This window comes from Flavobacterium sp. LC2016-13 (genome assembly GCF_009707955.1).
GTDB lineage: Bacteria > Bacteroidota > Bacteroidia > Flavobacteriales > Flavobacteriaceae > Flavobacterium.
This window is the reverse complement of sequence record NZ_WMDQ01000002.1, coordinates 294,952-314,759: the sequence shown is the minus strand read 5'-3', so window position 1 is coordinate 314,759 and position 19,808 is coordinate 294,952. Positions and strand designations below refer to the sequence as shown.

At 33.4% G+C, this 19,808-nt stretch carries 18 protein-coding genes; 14 read left to right on the top strand and 4 right to left on the bottom strand.

Going from position 1 to position 19,808, the window contains the following annotated elements; genetic code table 11:
* Positions 1-238: 238 nt before the first annotated feature.
* The 11 genes from GKZ86_RS05180 (at position 239) to GKZ86_RS05130 (ending at position 9,346) form a co-directional block, all read left to right on the top strand.
* Positions 239-691, top strand: coding sequence for a carboxymuconolactone decarboxylase family protein (locus tag GKZ86_RS05180; RefSeq protein WP_154782044.1), 453 nt, complete (start codon positions 239-241; stop codon positions 689-691).
* 120 nt (positions 692-811) lie between these two features.
* A complete protein-coding gene (locus GKZ86_RS05175; protein WP_154782043.1) occupies positions 812-1,150 on the top strand; it encodes a YciI family protein in 339 nt (112 codons plus the stop codon).
* Positions 1,151-1,318: 168 nt separating this feature from the next.
* Entirely contained in the window at positions 1,319-2,554 is a 1,236-nt protein-coding gene (locus tag GKZ86_RS05170; protein ID WP_154782042.1) for an RNA polymerase sigma factor, read from the top strand.
* 169 nt (positions 2,555-2,723) lie between these two features.
* A complete protein-coding gene (gene kaiC / locus GKZ86_RS05165) occupies positions 2,724-4,394 on the top strand; it encodes a circadian clock protein KaiC (protein ID WP_194632448.1) in 1,671 nt (556 codons plus the stop codon).
* Positions 4,395-4,411: 17 nt separating this feature from the next.
* Positions 4,412-4,708 (top strand): circadian clock KaiB family protein, encoded by a 297-nt coding sequence (locus tag GKZ86_RS05160; RefSeq protein WP_154782041.1) that lies wholly within the window; start codon positions 4,412-4,414, stop codon positions 4,706-4,708.
* 2 nt (positions 4,709-4,710) lie between these two features.
* Entirely contained in the window at positions 4,711-5,010 is a 300-nt protein-coding gene (locus tag GKZ86_RS05155; protein WP_154782040.1) for a circadian clock KaiB family protein, read from the top strand.
* A complete protein-coding gene (locus GKZ86_RS05150) occupies positions 5,003-6,268 on the top strand; it encodes an ATP-binding protein (RefSeq protein WP_317173548.1) in 1,266 nt (421 codons plus the stop codon). Before GKZ86_RS05155 ends, GKZ86_RS05150 begins: the two co-directional genes overlap by 8 nt.
* A 1-nt stretch (position 6,269) precedes the next feature.
* Positions 6,270-6,677, top strand: coding sequence for a response regulator (locus GKZ86_RS05145; RefSeq protein WP_154782039.1), 408 nt, complete (start codon positions 6,270-6,272; stop codon positions 6,675-6,677).
* A gap of 3 nt (positions 6,678-6,680) precedes the next feature.
* Entirely contained in the window at positions 6,681-7,553 is an 873-nt protein-coding gene (locus GKZ86_RS05140; protein WP_154782038.1) for a helix-turn-helix domain-containing protein, read from the top strand.
* Between the two features lie 77 nt (positions 7,554-7,630).
* Complete coding sequence (locus GKZ86_RS05135) at positions 7,631-8,680, top strand: alpha/beta hydrolase (RefSeq protein ID WP_154782037.1); 1,050 nt, start codon at positions 7,631-7,633, stop codon at positions 8,678-8,680.
* Positions 8,681-8,794: 114 nt separating this feature from the next.
* Positions 8,795-9,346, top strand: a complete 552-nt coding sequence (locus GKZ86_RS05130) for a hypothetical protein (protein ID WP_154782036.1) — start codon at positions 8,795-8,797, stop codon at positions 9,344-9,346.
* Between the two features lie 43 nt (positions 9,347-9,389).
* On the opposite strand, the gene GKZ86_RS05125 is transcribed toward GKZ86_RS05130, so the two are convergent.
* The 4 genes from GKZ86_RS05125 to GKZ86_RS05110 all read right to left on the bottom strand — a co-directional run bounded on the left by GKZ86_RS05125 (position 9,390) and on the right by GKZ86_RS05110 (position 13,466).
* Entirely contained in the window at positions 9,390-10,169 is a 780-nt protein-coding gene (locus tag GKZ86_RS05125) for an AraC family transcriptional regulator (protein WP_154782035.1), read from the bottom strand.
* A gap of 210 nt (positions 10,170-10,379) precedes the next feature.
* Positions 10,380-11,348 carry an aldehyde reductase gene (locus GKZ86_RS05120; protein ID WP_154782034.1) on the bottom strand — a complete coding sequence of 323 codons (969 nt, stop codon included), beginning with the start codon at positions 11,346-11,348 and terminating at the stop codon, positions 10,380-10,382.
* A 20-nt stretch (positions 11,349-11,368) separates the two neighbouring features.
* The gene (locus GKZ86_RS05115) at positions 11,369-12,277 is read right to left on the bottom strand and encodes an oxidoreductase (RefSeq protein WP_154782033.1); all 909 of its coding nucleotides are present in this window, start codon (positions 12,275-12,277) and stop codon (positions 11,369-11,371) included.
* A gap of 175 nt (positions 12,278-12,452) precedes the next feature.
* A complete protein-coding gene (locus GKZ86_RS05110) occupies positions 12,453-13,466 on the bottom strand; it encodes a zinc-binding alcohol dehydrogenase family protein (RefSeq protein WP_154782032.1) in 1,014 nt (337 codons plus the stop codon).
* Between the two features lie 327 nt (positions 13,467-13,793).
* Here GKZ86_RS05110 and GKZ86_RS05105 point away from each other — a divergent pair, with 327 nt between their 5' ends.
* Genes GKZ86_RS05105 through GKZ86_RS05095 form a run of 3 tightly spaced genes read left to right on the top strand, consistent with a single transcriptional unit; the run spans position 13,794 to position 19,707 of the window.
* Positions 13,794-15,728: a tetratricopeptide repeat protein gene (locus GKZ86_RS05105; RefSeq protein WP_154782031.1), complete on the top strand. Its 1,935-nt coding sequence runs from the start codon at positions 13,794-13,796 to the stop codon at positions 15,726-15,728.
* A gap of 10 nt (positions 15,729-15,738) precedes the next feature.
* Positions 15,739-16,500, top strand: a complete 762-nt coding sequence (locus GKZ86_RS05100) for a LytTR family DNA-binding domain-containing protein (RefSeq protein ID WP_154782030.1) — start codon at positions 15,739-15,741, stop codon at positions 16,498-16,500.
* A 48-nt stretch (positions 16,501-16,548) separates the two neighbouring features.
* Positions 16,549-19,707 carry a T9SS type A sorting domain-containing protein gene (locus GKZ86_RS05095; protein WP_154782029.1) on the top strand — a complete coding sequence of 1,053 codons (3,159 nt, stop codon included), beginning with the start codon at positions 16,549-16,551 and terminating at the stop codon, positions 19,705-19,707.
* Positions 19,708-19,808 lie beyond the last annotated feature (101 nt).

Genomic DNA, 19,808 nt, shown 5'->3' with positions numbered 1-19,808 from the left:
GAACACAGATAATACAGATTTACTTCGTAAAAACGCGGATAAAAACGGATTTTTTATTGCTTTAATATTGATAACTAAAAGAAAAAATCTGTTTTTATCCGCGTTTTCGCTTTAGCGAATTTGTGTCATCCGCGTTCTTTTTTTTAGATCTGAATTTTTTTTCATTTTTTTTTATAAATTTTGTCCAATCCTGAAAGTTCAGTTGTCATTAGGGTATAACATTTAAAAATTATACAAGATGGAAACTAGAATCAATGCATTCGAAAAAGGTCAAAAAGCGTTAAGTACTTTATTTGGAATCAGCGCGTATTTAAAAAAATCAGGACTTGAAAAATCTTTGGTAGATTTAGTAGATTTCAGAGTATCTCAAATTAATAGCTGTGCATATTGTTTAGACATGCACTCAAAAGAAGCTTTAGCAACAGGAGAAACTCCACAACGTTTATTTGGTTTAAGCGCCTGGAGAGAAACTCCATATTATACTGCTAAAGAAAGAGCTGCATTGGCTTACGCCGAAGCTGTAACGGCTTGTCATGTTACTGATGAAGTTTATAATGAAGCAAAAAATGAATTTTCTGATGAAGAATTAATTGATCTTACTTTGGCAATTACGACAATTAATACCTGGAACCGTTTTAATCTTGCTTTCCCTAATACTCCGGGAACTTACAGAGTGGGACAATTTGGATAAATAAATCAAGGCTGTTTTTTATATCTGGTAAAAGAGTAATTTTATCTTTATAAAAAACAGCCTTTTATCCTTATAAACAATTTATAAATGATAATTGACAACGTATAAAAAATGAAAAAAATGAATGAGTTCATATTAATTTTCAGAAGAGATTTTACATCAAAAGAAATACAGCCTTCTCCGGAAGAAATGCAACAACACTTTAAACAATGGCAAAACTGGTTTGGAGGCCTTGCCGCTCAGGATAAACTTGCAAGACCTTTGCAACGTTGGGATGGCGAAGGAAAAGTGGTAAGCAAAAGCAAAGGAATCACTGACGGGCCTTTTGTAGAGATTAAAGAATCTATTGGCGGACTGATTATCATAAAAGCAAAAGATTACGATGAAGCGGCTGCAATTGCACAGGAATGCCCAATTTTGAATTTGGGTGGAAATGTGGAAATAAGAATGGCGGTTTAGATTTTTTGGATTTTAGATAAAGGTGTGTCATTTCAACCGGAGAGAGAAATCACATCCAGAGAGCAACGAACCGTGAATCCGTTATGTGATTTTTCCCTTCGGTCGAAATGACACAAACTGCGTTAAATACAATTAGAATTTATCTTAAATTAGCCTTTTAACCTTTACATGAACAACCAGGAACTCATCCCCAATTTATTCAGAACCGAATACCAAAAAATCGTTTCTGTACTTTGTAATCTGTTTGGCATTTATCATATCGAAATTGCCGAAGATATTGTGAGTGATACTTTTCTGGCGGCTTCAGAAACCTGGGCTATAAAAGGAATTCCCGAAAATCCTACAGCCTGGCTTTATACCGTGGCAAAAAACAAAACCAAAAATCACTTTAAGAGAAATGATATTTTTGAAAAGAAAATTGTTTCTGAAATAAAATACAATACCCCACTAAACAATCCTGAAACGGAAATCGATTTATCCGAAAAAAATATTGCCGACAGCCAGTTGGCGATGATATTTACGGTTTGTAATCCCTGTAATTCTGACGAAGCACAAATTGCGCTTGCACTGAACTTATTGTGTGGTTTTGGAATAAATGAAATTGCAGATGCTTTTCTTTCTAACAAAGAGGTGATTTATAAAAGAATTAATCGCGCTAAGGAAAAACTAAAGGAAGAAAATATCAAAATTCAAAATCCGAGCGCAACACAGGTACAAGACCGAATAGAAACGGTTCTTAAAACCATTTATCTCCTCTATTCCGAAGGTTACTATTCTACTTCGCAAAATACTACTTTACGCAAAGATCTTTGTACAGAAGCGATGCGTCTTGCTTATTTGCTAATTCAAAATGAAGCTACCAATTTGCCTGCTACTAATGCATTAATGGCATTAATGTGTTTTCATTCTTCAAGATTTGAAGCCCGAACAACTGAAAGTGGCGAAATTATTCTTTATCAGGATCAGGATGAATTACTTTGGAATCAGGAATTAATCGATAAAGGAATTTATTTTTTAAGTAAATCTTCTACAGGAAATACACTTTCAAAATACCATTTAGAAGCCGGAATCGCTTATTGGCATACACAGAAAAAAGATACTACCGAAAAGTGGCAGCATATTTTAGAGCTTTACAACAATCTGATTATTTTGGAGTATTCTCCAATTGTAGCTTTAAACAGAACTTATGCTTTATCTAAAGCAAAAAACAAACAAGAAGCGATTGTTGAAGCTGAAAAACTAAATTTAACCGACAATCATTTTTACTATTCCTTACTTGGAAATTTATATACTGACGTTGATAACAAAAAAGCACGTCAATATTTTGAAACTGCAATTGGCTTAGCCAAAACAACTTCCGATAAAAATATTATTCGCAAAAATATTGACCAACTTGATCGATAAAAGTTAATATTTTTATTTTTTAACTATTTTTCTCATCTTTTGCGTTTTTTGGTCGCGAATATTTCTAAAATCTTATTAATTTTCATTAAACATCTGTTAAATCTTAATAAATAATTTTTGAAAGTCTTTTAGGAAAACGTATATTTGAGTAAATAGAATATTTTATATCGTGCAAGAAAAAGAAAAATCACATAGTTTTATATTTCCCAAAACTCCTACCGGAGTAGATGGCCTAGATGAGATTACTGATGGAGGATTCCCGAAAGGGCGCCCTACTTTAATCTGTGGTGGAGCCGGATGCGGAAAGACCTTATTGTCAATGCAGTTCCTTATTAAAGGCATAACTGAATATAATGAACCCGGAGTCTTCATGTCTTTTGAAGAACCTTCGGCTGACCTTACCTTAAATGTTAAATCACTTGGTTTCGACCTTGAACAGCTTAAAGCTGAAAAAAAACTCGTAGTAGATTACGTTAGGGTCGAAAGATCTGAAATTGAAGAAGCGGGCGAATACGATCTTGATGGTTTATTCATCAGGTTAGGACATGCTATAGATTCAATAAAAGCAACAAGAGTAGTATTAGATACTGTTGAATCTTTATTTTCCGGTTTAGATAATCAGGCAATTCTTAGAGCTGAATTGCGAAGATTATTTCACTGGCTAAAAACAAAAGGCGTTACAGCAATTATAACAGGAGAACGTGGCGAAGCAACTTTAACCCGTCAGGGATTAGAAGAATATGTTTCAGATTGCGTTATTGTTCTGGATCATCGTGTTATCGAGCAGGTCTCTACCAGAAGACTTCGTATTGTAAAATACAGAGGATCAACTCACGGAACAAACGAATATCCGTTTCTTATTGATGAAGAAGGAATTTCTGTATTACCAATTACATCGCTTAAACTTGATAATGAAGTTTCTTCTGATATAATCGAGACAGGAGTTCCGGGATTAAACGATATGTTTCAGGGTGGAGGATTTTACCGCGGAAGCAATATTTTAGTTTCAGGAACTGCCGGTACAGCCAAAACAACCATAGCGTCTTATTTTGCTGACAAGCAATGTGAAAAAAACGAAAGAACTATTTATTTTGCTTTTGAGGAATCGCCACAGCAATTGGTTCGCAACATGAAATCGATAAATGTTAATCTTCAAAAACATCTTGACAACGGTACATTACAAATTCACTCTTCACGTCCGTCATTAAATGGTCTGGAGCTGCATTTGCTTACCCTTAGAAAATTGATTAAGGAGTTTAATCCAACAACTATAATTATAGATCCTATAAGCAATCTTATTACCGTTGGCAGCGAGCAGGAAGTTCGTTCGATGCTGGTAAGGCTTATAGATATGCTCAAAGCCAATAATATTACGGCACTTTTTACTTCTTTAAATAAACAAACTGATAATTTCAGACCTGACCTTGCAGAAGAATCTGTTTCTTCATTGGTAGATACCTGGATTACGGTGCGCGATATGGAAGGAATTGGGGAAAGAAACCGTGGAATTTTTATTGTAAAATCAAGAGGAATGGGACATTCTAACCAGGTAAGAGAATTTGTAATTACCAATAACGGAATAGAATTACTGGATGTAGAATTGGGTCCACAAGGAATACTTACGGGAGCTGCAAGAAAATCTCATCAGTTCAAGAAAACAATTTCGGATATTAAACTTCAAAATGAAATTAACCGAAAAGACAGAGAAATTGAGCGTAAACGTAAAGTTTTAGAAGCAAATATAGAGGCGTTGAAAAACGAGTTCGAATCTGCAGAGGAAGAATTGAGTATACTTAAAGCAACAGAAGAATTACAGGAAAAACTGGCTTCAAAAAAATAATAAAAAATAGCAGTAAAATGAAGAAAGAAGTTGTAGCCGAATGGCAATTACTGCTCTATATAGCGGGTCAAACGCCAAAATCAATCAAGGCGCTTGAAAACATAAAAAAATACGCCGAAGAACACCTGAAAGGAAAATACAGCATTGAAATTATCGATTTGCTTAAAAGTCCACAATTGGCCGAAGGCGATCAAATTTTGGCTGTACCTACTTTGGTGAGAAAATTTCCAGAACCTATTCGTAAAATCATTGGTGATCTTTCGAATGAGGAAAGAGTACTTGTTGGGCTTAATATCAAACCCTTAAACTCTTAAAAATGGACAACTCCTCCGATGATTCAAGTTCAACCAGACATAAGTTTATGCTTTTTGTTTCGGGTATGTCTGTAAAATCAGGTCATGCCATCGAAAACCTGCGCAGGGTATGTGATAAATATCTTGCTGAAAATTACGAACTTGAAATTATAGATATAAGTCGTGATACAGAACAGGCGGTATTGCATCAAATTGTAGCAATACCAACTTTAATAAAGACAAATCCTGCTCCAAGAAGAATCATATTAGGCGATTTATCCGATAAAGAAAAGGTATTACGAATACTAAACTTAAGTGAATAATTTGGAGGTTAACGATAAAAATATAGACTCTTTACTAGCTGAAATAGCCTCTTTAAAGGACCAACTTTACGAGTCAAATAGTATTGTTGATGCCATAAAAGACGGAGATGTTGATGCATTGGTGCTAAATAGTAATGGAGTGCCTCAGCTTTATTCGCTTGAAACTGCTGATTATACTTTCAGGTTATTAATTGAGAAATTCAGACAAGGCGCTTTGAGTATTTCAAGAAATGGACTTATATTATATTGTAACACCTATTTTTCAAAACTTGTGGGTTTACCTTCTGAAAAAATAATCGGAACTTTTTTAAATGAATATTTTGATAATCCGGGAAATTTTGTTGCGCTTATCGAAGCTTTAAAATATGGTATAACTGACCATGAAATACAATTTAAGACAAACAATGCCAAAAAGATTTTCCCCGCAAATATAACCGTCACAGATCTTGAACCTTCTGTAGAAGCCATTGGAATTGTTGTCACGGACCTGACAGAGAAGAAAAAACATGAAGAAGCATTAATACGCCATCAGAAAGAACTTGAAGAAAAAATAAACGAATTAAATAAAACCAACAAAAATCTTGAAGAATTTATTCATGTTATATCGCATGATTTGAAAGAGCCTTTAAGAAAAATTGTAATGCATAACGGAAAAATAGACGGAAGTTATCTTAATGAAACAGATGCAAGATCTATAAGTGTTATGAAATCATCGGCATTACGATTGAACTCACTTGTAGATGATTTGGTTCAATATTCATCGCATACCGCGCAGGAACAACGTACAGAAATTAATTTGGTTGAAATAATTTCTGAAGTTCAGGATGATCTCGAAATTATAATTACGGATAAAAAAGCACAAATTCAAATAGGAAAACTACCTTTAATACAAGCCTCTAAAGTACAAATGCGCCAGCTTTTTTCTAACCTGATTACAAATGCCATAAAATATAGCAAAGCAGATGTTTCGCCAATTATAGAAATTTCTCAGCAGGAAAATTTTGAATCTGAAATTCCTAATGAAGCCAATCAATTTGTGAAAATTCAGATAAAAGATAATGGTATTGGAATGGAGAAAAATCATCTTAGTAAAATTTTTACCATTTTTCAGCGTTTACATGCCAGAAATGAATATTCCGGAAACGGTATTGGACTTGCAATTTGCAAAAAAATAATGGAAAACCATTCAGGAAAAATAACTGTAGAAAGTAACCTGAATGAAGGTACAACATTTAATCTTTTTTTCCCAATCTTATAAAATGCCACACTTACATAATTTACATATTATTATTGCCGAAGATGATATAGACGACGCAGATGTTATTTGCGAAACGTTTAATAAAAACCCCAATTTTGGGAAAGTTAGTCTTGTGGCAAATGGAGAAGAACTTTTAAGTTATCTGAAAGATACCTCTAATGAAAATCCCGATGTTATACTTACGGATATTAATATGCCCATAATTGATGGCATCGAAGCACTGCAGGAAATATTGAATAACAATGATTTAAAGACAATTCCGTGCTTTGTTTACTCTACAAGTATAAATCCTGCATATAAAGAAAAGTGCGATTTATTGGGCGTAAAAGCGTATCTGATTAAACCTTATTCTTTTGAGGCATTTGAAGAAATACCAAAAAGCATTCTGACTATTATTGAACATGAATAAGTAATGAACAATCATAAATTTTTCGAATCTAATTATAAAAAACTGGGGTTTCTGGTTTTGAACCAGGATTCTATTGAAGAAATTAATGGCGATTATTACAAACCTTATATAAAAGTCCTTTATTTACCCAAAGATTATTCGGTTACGATCGATTTTAAACAATATAAAACCACAAGACCTTCCCTCTTTTTCATTAACAGCAATCAGTATTTGCAGATTGATAAAGAAGGAAAAAGCCAAGGATATTTTATGTACTACAATCGCGATTTTTATTGCGTACAAATTCACGATGCCGAGGTTGCCTGCGACGGATTATTGTTTAATAATATTTTCGAAATGCCAATGACGGCTTTACCGGATAAAGAAGTTTTATTTGTAGAAAGTATTTACGACCAGATTCAGGGAGAATTTGATGCTCCTGATTCTTCGCAGGAAGAAATGATCAGAACATATTTGAAACAACTTATTATAAAAGCTACCAGAATCTGGAAAATACAACAATTGGGAGTTTTAAACGATGAACCTTCAAAAGAAATGGATTTTTTCAGAGATTTTAGCCGTTTGGTCGAAATTCACTTCAGAACCAAACATACTGTGGCTGATTATGCTGATATTCTTGGCGTGGCTCCCAAAACATTATCGAATAAATTTAACCGATTAGAACTTACACAACCCAACGATATTATTAAAGACCGAATTATGCTGGAAGCAAAAAGGCTCTTGGGATATTCTGCTTTAAGTGTAAAAGAAATCGCTTACCAACTTGGTTATGAAGATCCGGCTTATTTTAACCGCCTTTTTACCAATAAAGTTGGTGACACTCCATCCAATTTCAAGAAAAAATACCTTCTAGGGAAAAATGTACAATCAGAATAGACTTTTGTCTATTTTTAGAGCTTTACTACCGCCATATCTTTGTCCTATCAAATTATAACTGATAAAAAATTAGAGATATGAAAACTATTAAAGTATTACAACAAGGTTTATTTATTGCAGCATTGTTAACCATAAATACAATTGCTTTAGCACAAGAAAGACAATTTAAAGGAGAAAATGACCCACAGGTTTTTACAGAAGTCCGTACATTTTTGAAAGCTTTAAATTCTGGTAACGGAAAACCATTAGAACAATTAAGTGTTGCAGATGCACGCGGCGTTTTAGTTGGTGCTCAAAAATCTGTAGAAGTGGATTATTCAGGAATTGAAGAATCTGAAAAAGTGATTTCTCAAAACGGTTTAAAAGTAAAAATTCATATTACAAAACCAAAAGGAGCCAAAGCAAATGCACCGGTATTTATCTTTATTCACGGTGGCGGATGGGTTTTAGGAGATTATCCAACTCACCGAAGATTGGTTCGTGATTTAGTTGTAGAAAGTGGTGCCGTTGCGGTTTTTCCAGACTATACTCCTTCTCCTGAAGCGCAATATCCTGTAGCAATAAACGAGATTTATGCTGCAACGCAATGGGTTGCAGAAAACGGAAAAGAAATTGGCGTAAATGGTAAAAACCTTGCCGTAGTAGGAAATAGTGTTGGTGGAAATATGACTGCAGCTATTACATTAATGGCAAAAGATAAAAAAGGCCCACAAATTAAATTACAGGTTTTATTATGGCCGGTAACTGATGCTAATTTTGAAACTGAATCTTATAACTCATTTGCTGACGGAAGATTCTTAACTAAAAATATGATGAAATGGTTTTGGGATAATTATTTGCCTGACACTAATAAAAGAAAAGAAATCTATGCTTCTCCATTACAAGCTAGCACAGAACAACTTAAAAACTTACCTCCTGCATTAGTTCAAACTGCTGAAAATGATGTTTTAAGAGACGAAGGTGAAGCTTATGCACGCAAACTAAACGAAGCCGGAGTTCCTGTAACATTAACAAGATACAGCGGTTTAATTCACGATTACGGGCTTTTAAATCCTATTGCTAATGTTCCTGCCGTGAAAACTGCTATTTTGCAAGCAGCAACAGTTATTAAAACTACATTGAAATAAGAATCATTAATAAAGATAAAAAAAGAGTTGACTTGTCGTCAACTCTTTTTTTTATTGTAATATAGCTATTTATAAGCCTATTTTAAACGTGCTTAAAGGTAAAGTATATCAATTATGAAAAGTAAAATTACTTATTACAAAACATTGCTTTTAATTAGCCTTTTCTTTCTTTCCTGTAAATCAGATAATAAAACAGAAATAAAAAAAACTAAAATAATCAAGGCACAGAAAAACAAATCTTTAGACACAAAAAATTTTGAAACCGTCAGTAATGTTTCTGTATTTATGTATGGCCCGTATGACAATAGAGTCGGATTTAGTTCGTTGAACGGATATACAATAAATGTAAAAAAGAATAGTTCGTATGTAAGATACAATATTGGCTATGAAGGCTTATATAGGGATACGATGAAAGATAGTATTCTCATACATAAAGACGAAAATAAGTACATCCTCAATTTTTTTCTTACCGACAATAAGGAATTAAAAGAAACGTATTGGGATTCTGTAAGCGAAGGACGTGTTAGGAAAATTTATTTTTTAAACGATGAAGAAGCCGTAGTAAAACAACTTGCTATTACAGGCAATCCTCACTTTATTAACAACCTTAAAGAGAGCTGCGATTTTTTATTCGAAAAAGTAAAGAAAAAAGATTCTGCTAAATGAACCAGAACAAAAAAGAGCTGATTCTAAAATCAGCTCTTTTTTGTTATAATAAACTTGGTGCTTTTCCGAATTGCTTTTTGAAGGCAAAAGAGAAATGTGATAAATCTTCAAAACCAACTTCAAGATAGATTTCACTTGGTTTTTGATTGTTATTGTTGATCAGAAAATAAGCTTCGTCTAAACGTTTTTTCGTTAGCCAGTTTCCGGGATTGCTGTTGAATGTCTTTTGAAAATCTCTTTTAAAGGTTGACAAACTTCTTCCGGTTAAAAATGCAAAACGCTCCAGGCTAATATTAAACCTGAAATTTTTATTCATAAATTCTTCCAGATCAATCTTCTCAGGAATTCCGAAATTGAAAAATACATTAGCCAGATCAGGATTATTCTTTAACAGAATTACCAGTAATTCTTCTCTTTTAATATCTACAAAAGAAGCATCAATTTGTTCAGAACCATTATAATAAGGCTCTAACGATTGTATAAAATTCTTTATTAGTTTATCTTCTTCAATAAACAAAAAAGCATCGTCGTTGCCAGAAACGGAAACAGAATAAGAATGTCTTTCCAAAAACTTCTTTAAAAAGGCTTCATCAAGAGCAATAATAACTTTCTCAAACATTCCATCTTCTTTATGTTTTGTATAGCGAACCAAATGATTTTTTCGGGCAATGCAATAATTGCCTTCTTTCATTTGATAATGCTTTTTTCCATCATAAGCAACCATCGAGCCTTTCAATAAAAACAAAAAGAAATGTTCCGGAATAAATTGCTCAGGAGAAATTTCAGGTCCGAGATGGCAGGATTGTATGTTGTTAAATTTCATATTTATTTTAATAAACTGTTGCGTGTAATTTGTTCTAACACATAGAAATATAGTTGTTGCAAACTTAGACAAAGGCGTTTTACTTGCAATAACACATCCCGATAGCTATGTGTGAGAAACTAGTTTCTTTTTATATTCTTTTTCCTCGTATATAAAATCTATGTTTCTATGTGTTAAATATTTTTTTATAATACACAAGTTCCTGTAAAGTTAAGCAATCTTTACGGTATCAACGCTTGCCAAAATAGCTTCTTCTTTACTAATTGGTTTCCAATCTAAAATAGATTTTGCTTTTTCATTAGACATTTTAATATAAAACGAGGTATCGGTTGGTTTCATGTCGGCAATATTTGCAGATAATTCCGGTCTTTCTTTTCGAATTAATTCCGCAACATCATAAAAACTCATTACACCATCAGATGTTGCTAAAAACCGTTCGCCGTTTGCTTTAGGATTTGTCATCGCTTTGATGTGAAGATCAGCAACATCACGAACATCGACAACGCCCAAAGTAAAATCAGGGCTTTCTTTCACCATTCCGCTTAGAATTCCTGTAATAACAACCTGTACAGAAGCTGAATCGTTATTATTCAGAACTGGGCCAAATATTCCAACCGGATTTATAACCGTAAATTCTAAATTTCCACCTTCATTTTCGATGAAATCCCAAGCCGCTTTTTCGGCAATAGTTTTAGATTTAATATAGGGCTGAATCGGAGCTTCAGGATCTGTCCAGTCTTCTTCTGTAAAAACATGATTCTGATCTTTTATACTGTAACCAATGGCCGCAAATGAAGAAGTAAATACCAATCGTTTAACGCCTGCATTGCGAGCAGCTTTTAAAACTCTTAAAGCGCCATCACGAGCCGGAATAATTAATTCATTCTCATCTTCAGGTTGTTGTGCAGGAAAAGGAGAAGCAACATGCAATACATAATCGCAATCTTTTACCGCTTCGCTCCAGCCTTCATCATTATTTAAATCGGCTTGAAAAAAGCTTAGTTTTTCGAAAGATAAAATTCCGCCACTTTTTAAAGATTGCAGAATAGTATCTTTTTTTGATAACGAACGAACTGTTGTTTTTACGGTATAACCTTCCTGCAATAAATGCAAAATACATTGCGTGCCTAAATAGCCTGAACCTCCCGTTACAAGAACCGTTTTATTTGAATTTGACATTTTATTTATTTTTAAATTGATTAATAAGGAAATTGTAAACCGGTAATTTCTTCTGAAAAAGCCCAAAGTTTCACAGAAAGTTCTTCATCCTCCATGGCTTTTGAGGTATGTTTAGAAAGAGTAGGATAACCCGTATATTCTTTTTCGCCATCTGGACCGTAAAATTCTCCGCTTTTTACTGTAGATTCTGTCGCAGCAAAAAGTGATGGCAAAGCGCCTTGCCACGGCTGAGAAACTTCTTTAAATTCTGCAAAAGCCGTTTCTAAAATTTCTGACGGAATATGACGTTGTAAATCTGTATATACAACACCGGGATGTGCTGCTACAGAAATAATTGTACTGTTTAAAGCTTTAAGTTTTTTATGCAACTCAAAAGCAAATAAAACATTTGCAAGTTTGCTCACACCATATTCGCGTTGTGCGTCGTACGGTTTTTCTAATTTTAAATTTTCAAAAACAATTCCGTCAACCAAGGTTGCGGCTCCGCTGCTAAGCGTCATCACTCGGGCATTTGGAGTTTTTTTCAATAACGGAAATAAATGTGCAGTTAAAGCAAAATGCCCTAAAAAATTAACTCCAAATTGCAATTCAAAACCATCAACTGTAGTTGTTGCAGGCGGCATCATAACGCCAGCATTATTAATAAGAATATCTAATTTTTGATGTTTTGATTTGAAATCATCTGCAAAAATTTTTACCGCATTTAAATTCGTAAGATCCAGAATTCCAATTTCTAAAGTACCTTTCCCTCCACTCGATTTCATTTTATTTATGGCATCCTCTGCTTTGTCTTTATTTCGGCAGGCAATAGTAACATTAGCTCCTGCTTCATAAAATGCCAATGCAATTTCGAATCCAATTCCGGTATTCGCTCCCGTAACAATTACTGTTTTTCCTGATTGATCCGTAATATTTTCTTTTGTCCACATTTTTATTTGTATTAAAAAATTATAAAGCAAAGTTCAGAATATTGCAAAAGCACGGGTTTGTTTAAAAGTTCAAGTTTTATTTGTTTAAAAGTCCATTGTTTACAACAAAAAAATCCCAATCGAACAATTGGGATTTTAGTTTAATGTAATTAAAGGTTTGAAGAATTCTATAGCATTAAAACTTTATGGCGATTTTTCCAATCGTTTTACCTGATTCTAAAAGCTGATGCGCTTGTTTAAGATTATCAACTGTAAGTCCTGTAAGCGTTTGTTTTAAAGTAGATTTCAGCGTTCCGTCATCTAGTAAATCGGCGATTTTGTTGAGAATATTATGTTGTTCCTGAATATCTTCGGTTTCAAACATCGAACGCGTGTACATCAATTCCCAAGAAAAAGAAACACTTTTACCTTTTAATTTATTCAATACAACCGGTTCACTACTTCCGGTAATCGATGCAATGTGTCCTTGCGGCTTGATAAGTTCAACCATTGTATCCCAATAAAAATTGGTATCTACAAAATCTAAAATAAAATCAACAAATTCAAATCCTGCTTCTCTCGTAGATGCAATTAGGTTTTTATGATCTACAACAAAATCGGCACCTTGTTGTTTACACCAATCTATAGTTTCAGGACGTGATGCCGTTGAGATAACCGTTAAACCTGCAATTTTTTTCGCTAATTGAATCGCGATTGAACCAACTCCGCCTGCTCCGCCAATGATTAAAATTGTTTTGCCTTTATCTTTTTCAGGATTAATACGAATACGATCAAATAATATCTCCCATGCCGTTAAACCCGTTAACGGAATTGCAGCGGCTTCTTCAATACTTAACGATTTTGGTTTTCTGCCTACAATTCGTTCATCGATAACCTGAAATTCTGCATTACTGCCTTGTTTTGTAATATCGCCTGCGTAATAAACTTCGTCGCCAATATTAAATAAAGTTACGTTTTCTCCTATCGCTTCAACAATTCCCACGGCATCCCAGCCAATAATTTTCGGAGTTTCAAGAACGGTATCTTTTGCACTATTCTGGCGAATCTTAAAATCTACCGGATTCACAGATATGGCACTAATTTTTACCAATAAATCTCGTGCTCCCGGAATTGGTTTTGGAGTTTCAAATTCAATGAAACTCTCTTTTTCTGCTATGTCTAATGATGTTTTAAATCCTATTGCTTTCATTTTCTCTCTCTTTAAGTTAAAATAATACATCAAAGATAACACCCTGTTAAATTTTAAAAATGGTATAAATTAATCGTATATCGGTATAAATTCATCAGTAAGGAATATCAATTTAAACATTAAATCAAACATCCATTCTTACATCTTAATCTATTCTCTTTATTCTTTATTCTTGCATCTATTCTCTTTCATCTTGCATCTATTCTCTTCACCAACAAATAATCCAAAACAATCAAATAATAATCTAAACGGCATAAATAATAATTGGTGTTATGATAGTTGAAAACATATTATACATTTGTCTCAACCAACCAAAACAGAAACCAGGTGAATCCCAAATTCCGCTTAACCGTTTTCTTATTATTTAGTTCTCTTTGCAGCATTGTTCATGCACAAAGCGCTCAAATCGACAGTTTACAGCATGTGTTGCGTATTATCAAGGCCGACACTGCAAAGGTTAATCACTACAATACAATTGCTGATTTATATAAAGAAATCAATCCCGATTCTACTTTATTTTATGCCCAAAAAGCAGCCGTATTAAGTACAAAAACAGGATATAATTTTGGTTTGGCAACTGCTTTTATGAATAAAGGAAATGCTTCTATTATTTTAGGAAATTATCCTGTTGCCATAAAATATTTTAAAAATGCCCAAACTCAATTTGAAATTGAACTGAAACAAAATCCTGATAAAAACCAACTCAAAAAAGGATTAGCCCGCGCTTATGCAAGTTCCGGCGTAGTGTATTCAGAACAAAGCAATTATACTTTCGCCTTAAAAAATTTCGAAAAAGCATTAAAATTATATCAGGAAATTCAGGAACAACTTAGCATTTCGAAAGTATTAAACAATATTGGCATTGTCTATAAATCACAGCTAATTTATCCTAAAGCCTTATATTATCTTAAGGAAGCTCACAAAATACAATTGGCTCTTGGCGAAGAAAATGCGCCTATGACGCTTACTAATATTGGTGTTATCTATTTTGAAATGGGCGAATATCAAAACGCTATTCAATATTACGAAAAGGCGAAAAAAGGCTTTGAAAAAAATAATAACAAACGCGGATTTGCTCTCTTAAACAATTACCTGGGAGATTATTATAAAAAGCAAAACAATAAATCGCTGGCTTTAGATTATTATCAAAAATCATTGAATCTATACGAAGAAATTCAGAATAAATTTGGTGCTTCCCTTTCCTTATTTAATATTGGATCATTACTGCAGGAACAACAAAAATATAGTGAAGCGCTTCCTTTTGCCATAAAATCATTGGCGTATGCAAAAGAAATTGGTGTTCAGGACCAGACTTTTCATACTGAAAAATTATTGAGCGAATTGTATGAATCTCTAAACGATTCGAAAGCGGCTTTAACGCATTATAAAAATTACATCATTGCCCGCGACAGCATTAACAATCAGGAAACGAATAATAAGTTTGCCAGAGCTGAAATGAATTATGAGTTCAATAAAAAAGAAGCATTACTTTCTGAAGAGCATAAAAGGCAAATTCAGTTCGTTATTTTTTCCATTTTTGGAGCTTTATTACTGATTGTTTTAGGCATCGTAATTTATAACCGAATGCAGGTAAAACGCCAGCTCACACTTAAAAAAGAAGTGGCAGAATACGAGCAAAAAGCGTTGCATTTGCAAATGAATCCGCATTTTGTTTTTAATTGCCTGAGTTCAATATCAAGTTTTATTGTTCAGAACGGAACAGATTCTGCCTTAAAATATCTTTCTAAATTTTCAAAGTTGATGCGCCTTACACTTGAATATTCTAAAGGTTCGCTGATTCCGATTGATAAAGAAATTGAAAGTCTTCAGAATTATCTGGAACTGGAACAACTTCGTTTTCATGATAAGTTTGAATTTGATATTCAGTCAACAGAAAATGTCGAATTTAATATGGGATTGCCGCCTTTATTGATTCAGCCTTTTGTAGAAAATGCGATTCTGCACGGAATGGTTCCCAAAGAAGGAAAAGGAAAAATAAGTGTCAATTTTGATGTTCAGAATCAACAATTGGTTTGCACGATTACGGATGACGGAATTGGTTTATCAGAATCAAAACTTTTAAAAGAAAACTCGGTTACGGCACACCAATCGATGGCTTTGGACATTACAAAAAAACGCTTGAAGATTATGGAATCGATCACTTCCAAATCGGCAAAAATTGAGATTATCGAATTAAATTCAGACCAACAAAAAACAGGTACAAAGGTTACTTTGTTTCTGCCTATTCAATACATACCATAATACCAAAATCATGATAACAGCATTATTAATCGACGACGATAAACATTTACGAACAGGTCTAAAAGCGCTTTTAGAACGTTATACAAATGATATTTTTATTGTTGGAGAAGCCGAAAGTGTAAAAACAGGAATCGCTGCCATAGAAAAATTGCGCCCACAGGTTATTTTTCTTGATATTCATTTAACAGACGGAACCGGTTTTGATATTCTCGAACGAATTTCTCAGGCAAATGCAAAACTTAAATCGCATGTTGTTTTTATTACCGCGCATGAACAATATGCTTTGAAGGCTTTTAAATTTAGTGCTTTAGATTTTATTCTAAAACCTGTTGATCCTGAAGAATTGCAATTGACAATGGCTAAAATAAAAGAAGCTGTTGGAAAAAATAATTCATTTGAAAACATCGATTTATTGTTGGAAAACATTCGAAAAAAGGTCGATAATTTCAAAAGAATCGCTTTATCTACGAGTGACGGAATTCATTTATTTGAGGTTTCGGATATTATTCGCTGTGAAGCCAAAATAAATTACACGCAGTTTTTTATTAAAAACCATAAACCTGTTTTGATATCGAAAACACTTAAGGAATATGAAGAATTGCTTGCTGAACATGGTTTTGAACGCATTCATCAATCACATTTAATCAATTTATCTTATCTGAAATCATACATTAAAACAGATGGCGGATATGTGATTATGGCTGATAATGCCAATATTCCGATTGCCCAAAGCAAAAAAGAAAAATTGCAAGAATTAATCAATTCACTTTAACAAAAATCATCCCCAATATTTTCTAACGAATACTTAATTACCCAAATTATGAAAAGAAAATTACTCTTAATGGTGTTATTGCTTACCGGAATGGTAAATGCCCAGACACTTACTTTTACAGATAGCACATTCAAAAACATGTTAGTAAATGGTGGTTCAGCCAACTTTACAGCCTTTTCAGGCGGTGTAGCTGTGACAAGAATAGATACGAATTTTGATAACCAGATTCAGGTTTCTGAAGCGGCTTTAATTGATCGGCTTTGGATTGAAGGTTCAAATGCGTATTTGGTAACCAATATTCAAGGAATTGAAGGTTTTACCAACGTAACCGAATTAGGTTTTAAAGGAATCAGTGCAACATCAATAAGTTTAAGCGGAATGCCAAACCTAAAAACTATTTATGTTGACAGTCCAACTTTGGTAACAGCAACGGTTTCAGGAATGAGTACTTTAACTGGTGTTACCTTTATGCAAAGTCCGTCATTAACCACTTTAAACATCTCAAATAACCCGAGTCAAACCACAATTGTTGCACAGCAAAACCCAAGTTTTTCTACTTTTAATGTGAGTAATCTTGCTTCCGTAAATCAAATATATCTTGCAGATAATGTTCTAACATCTCTTGATTTAACCGGTTGTCCAAATTTGAATTATTTTAATGCGGTGAACAATAAACTAACCTCATTGAATGTTTCCGGCCTCACAAAATTAACTACTTTTTTAATCGAAGATAATCTAACGTTAACTTCTGTAAATGCTGCAGGTTGTACATTGCTTAATTTTCCGCAATCTACATTTAGTCTTCATCATGATATTACAACAGCTAATTTTTCAAACTGTTCAAGTCTTGAATATTTAAAAATACCGGACAATTTGATTACTGCTTTAGATCTTTCCGGTTGTAGTGCATTAAAAGAAATAGATGTAAAAAACAATGCTTTAACTTCATTAACCCTTACAGGTTGTACTGCACTTTATAATTTAGATTGTAGCAATAATCAAATTACAGCACTAAATTTAAATACATCACCAGGTCTTACAGATCTTAGAGCTTCAACAAATGCAATTGCTACTTTAAATCTAACGGGAACAGGTAATTTAAAGAATGCTATTTTAAATTCAAATCAAATTCCGTCTTTAAATCTTTCAGGAAATACCAATTTACAAGTTCTTAATTTAGATGAAAACCCAACTGCTAATTTAAATCTTTCAGGTTGTACGGCATTAAATAATCTTTTGATACAAAATACGGATCTTGTCACAGCTGATTTTTCAAATTGTAGTGCATTAACCTACATTAGTAATCTTAGTAGTGTATTAGCTTCTGTAAATGTGCAGGGTTGTACGGCACTTCAAACACTTTCATTAAACGGAACTGCAGTACAAAAAGCGCCATTAACAACTTTAAATGTTTCAGGTTTAACTAATTTAAAAAGTTTAGATTGTGGTTATAATAGCCTTACTTCTCTGGATATTTCGGGTTGTAGCAGTTTAACTTCTTTATTTTGTATAGAAGCGCCAATTACAACTTTAGATTTTTCTGATGCTCCAAATATTGAAACATTGAATGTAAGCGCAACTGGTTTAGAAACCATAGATGTTTCAAATTTAACAAACTTTCAATCTTTATCTGCCAATAATAATCCGAATCTAAAAATGGTTTTTGCTAAAAATGGAAGAAACGAAAACTTATTTTTTAGCAGCGCAAACACGAATTTGATTTTTGTTTGTCAGGATGAAGCCAATATTGATGCGACAAAATTGTATTTAGGCAATTTAGGATTATCAAATGCTGTTGTAAACTCGTATTGCTCTTTTAATCCGGGCGGAAATTATAATACAATAACAGGAACGATTGCTTTTGACATTGATAATAATGGCTGTGACGCTGCTGATGCTAAACAAGCTAATGTAAAAATAGGGATTAACGATGGTTCAATACAAAGTGAAGGTTTTACCAAAACGAACGGAAAATATACTTTTTATACCGATGCAGGAAATTTTAATTTAGTTCCGCATCTTGAAAACCCAACGCTTTTTACAATTTCTCCGGTAAACCCAACACTTACTTTTACAGACAACAATAATCATGTTACCGCTCAGGATTTTTGTATTACAGCAGCTGGAAATCAAAGTGATGTCGAAATTGTGATTGCTCCAATTTCGCCAGCAAAACCTGGATTTATGGCATGGTATCAAATCGTGATTAAAAACAAAGGAAATCAGGCAGCAAGCGGAAGTTTTAATTTTGCATACAATCAGGATATTTTACATTACGGACTGGCTACTTTAGCGCCCAATGTGCAAAGTCCAGGATTAATGACTTGGAATTATAATGATTTACTTCCTTTTGAAAGCAGAAGTTATTATGTGGGTTTAAATGTAAATACACCAATACAATCACCTCCTGCAAATATTGGAGATGTATTAAATTTTACAGCGACAGTAAACCCAATTGCAGGCGATTTTAATCCGGATGACAATGTATTCAACTTCAATGAGATTATAGTTGGTTCATATGATCCAAACGATATAACGTGTCTTGAAGGTCCAAGTATTTCGCCAAGTACCATTGGAGATTATTTACATTATGTGGTCAATTTTGAAAACACAGGAACTGCTGCGGCAGAAAATGTAGTTGTAAAAGTTGTGGTTGACCAAACCAAATATGACATTAATTCGCTACAGGTATTAAATACATCTCACGAATCTGAAATTGTTATTCACGGAAATGTAGCCGAATTTATTTTTACCAATATTAATTTAGGTACAGCTAAAAAAAATAAGATTACGTCTAAAGATCCTCCGGTTAACGGACATGGAAATATTTTATTCAAAATTCAAACACAAGGAAACCTGCTTTCAGGCGACCAGGTTGGTAAAGAAGCTGATATTTATTTTGATTACAACGCGCCAATCGAAACGAACAAAGCTGAAACGATCTTTAAAAACTTAGGAACTAAAGATCATCAGGTTGATAAAACTGTCACTTTATATCCAACTCATACAAAAGGAAACGTAAATATTACGGCAGATAATGCTATAAAATATATCGAATTATTTGATGTTCAGGGAAGAATCCTGCAAACAAAAATAGAAGACAATAACTCAACTCAACTTAATATTTCAGACAAAGCAAATGGTCTTTACTTCATCAGAATCACAACTGAAAAAGGCAGCAAAGTCGAAAAAGTAATCAAGGAATAAATTTAAGTAGATTATTATTCCAATTTAAAAAAGCCTTCTAAAATCATTTTGATTTTTGGAAGGCTTTTTTTTGTTCTAAAATAAGATAAATATCTATTTAT

Bases quoted from the DNA above. Each gene is read 5' to 3' on its own strand.
- GKZ86_RS05180 (WP_154782044.1), top strand. From the start codon at position 239: ATGGAAACTAGAATCAATGCATTCGAAAAAGGTCAAAAAGCGTTAAGT.
- GKZ86_RS05175 (WP_154782043.1), top strand. From the start codon at position 812: ATGAATGAGTTCATATTAATTTTCAGAAGAGATTTTACATCAAAAGAA.
- GKZ86_RS05170 (WP_154782042.1), top strand. From the start codon at position 1,319: ATGAACAACCAGGAACTCATCCCCAATTTATTCAGAACCGAATACCAA.
- GKZ86_RS05160 (WP_154782041.1), top strand. From the start codon at position 4,412: ATGAAGAAAGAAGTTGTAGCCGAATGGCAATTACTGCTCTATATAGCG.
- GKZ86_RS05155 (WP_154782040.1), top strand. From the start codon at position 4,711: ATGGACAACTCCTCCGATGATTCAAGTTCAACCAGACATAAGTTTATG.
- GKZ86_RS05145 (WP_154782039.1), top strand. From the start codon at position 6,270: ATGCCACACTTACATAATTTACATATTATTATTGCCGAAGATGATATA.
- GKZ86_RS05140 (WP_154782038.1), top strand. From the start codon at position 6,681: ATGAACAATCATAAATTTTTCGAATCTAATTATAAAAAACTGGGGTTT.
- GKZ86_RS05135 (WP_154782037.1), top strand. From the start codon at position 7,631: ATGAAAACTATTAAAGTATTACAACAAGGTTTATTTATTGCAGCATTG.
- GKZ86_RS05130 (WP_154782036.1), top strand. From the start codon at position 8,795: ATGAAAAGTAAAATTACTTATTACAAAACATTGCTTTTAATTAGCCTT.
- GKZ86_RS05125 (WP_154782035.1), bottom strand. From the start codon at position 10,169: ATGAAATTTAACAACATACAATCCTGCCATCTCGGACCTGAAATTTCT.
- GKZ86_RS05120 (WP_154782034.1), bottom strand. From the start codon at position 11,348: ATGTCAAATTCAAATAAAACGGTTCTTGTAACGGGAGGTTCAGGCTAT.
- GKZ86_RS05115 (WP_154782033.1), bottom strand. From the start codon at position 12,277: ATGTGGACAAAAGAAAATATTACGGATCAATCAGGAAAAACAGTAATT.
- GKZ86_RS05110 (WP_154782032.1), bottom strand. From the start codon at position 13,466: ATGAAAGCAATAGGATTTAAAACATCATTAGACATAGCAGAAAAAGAG.
- GKZ86_RS05100 (WP_154782030.1), top strand. From the start codon at position 15,739: ATGATAACAGCATTATTAATCGACGACGATAAACATTTACGAACAGGT.
- GKZ86_RS05095 (WP_154782029.1), top strand. From the start codon at position 16,549: ATGAAAAGAAAATTACTCTTAATGGTGTTATTGCTTACCGGAATGGTA.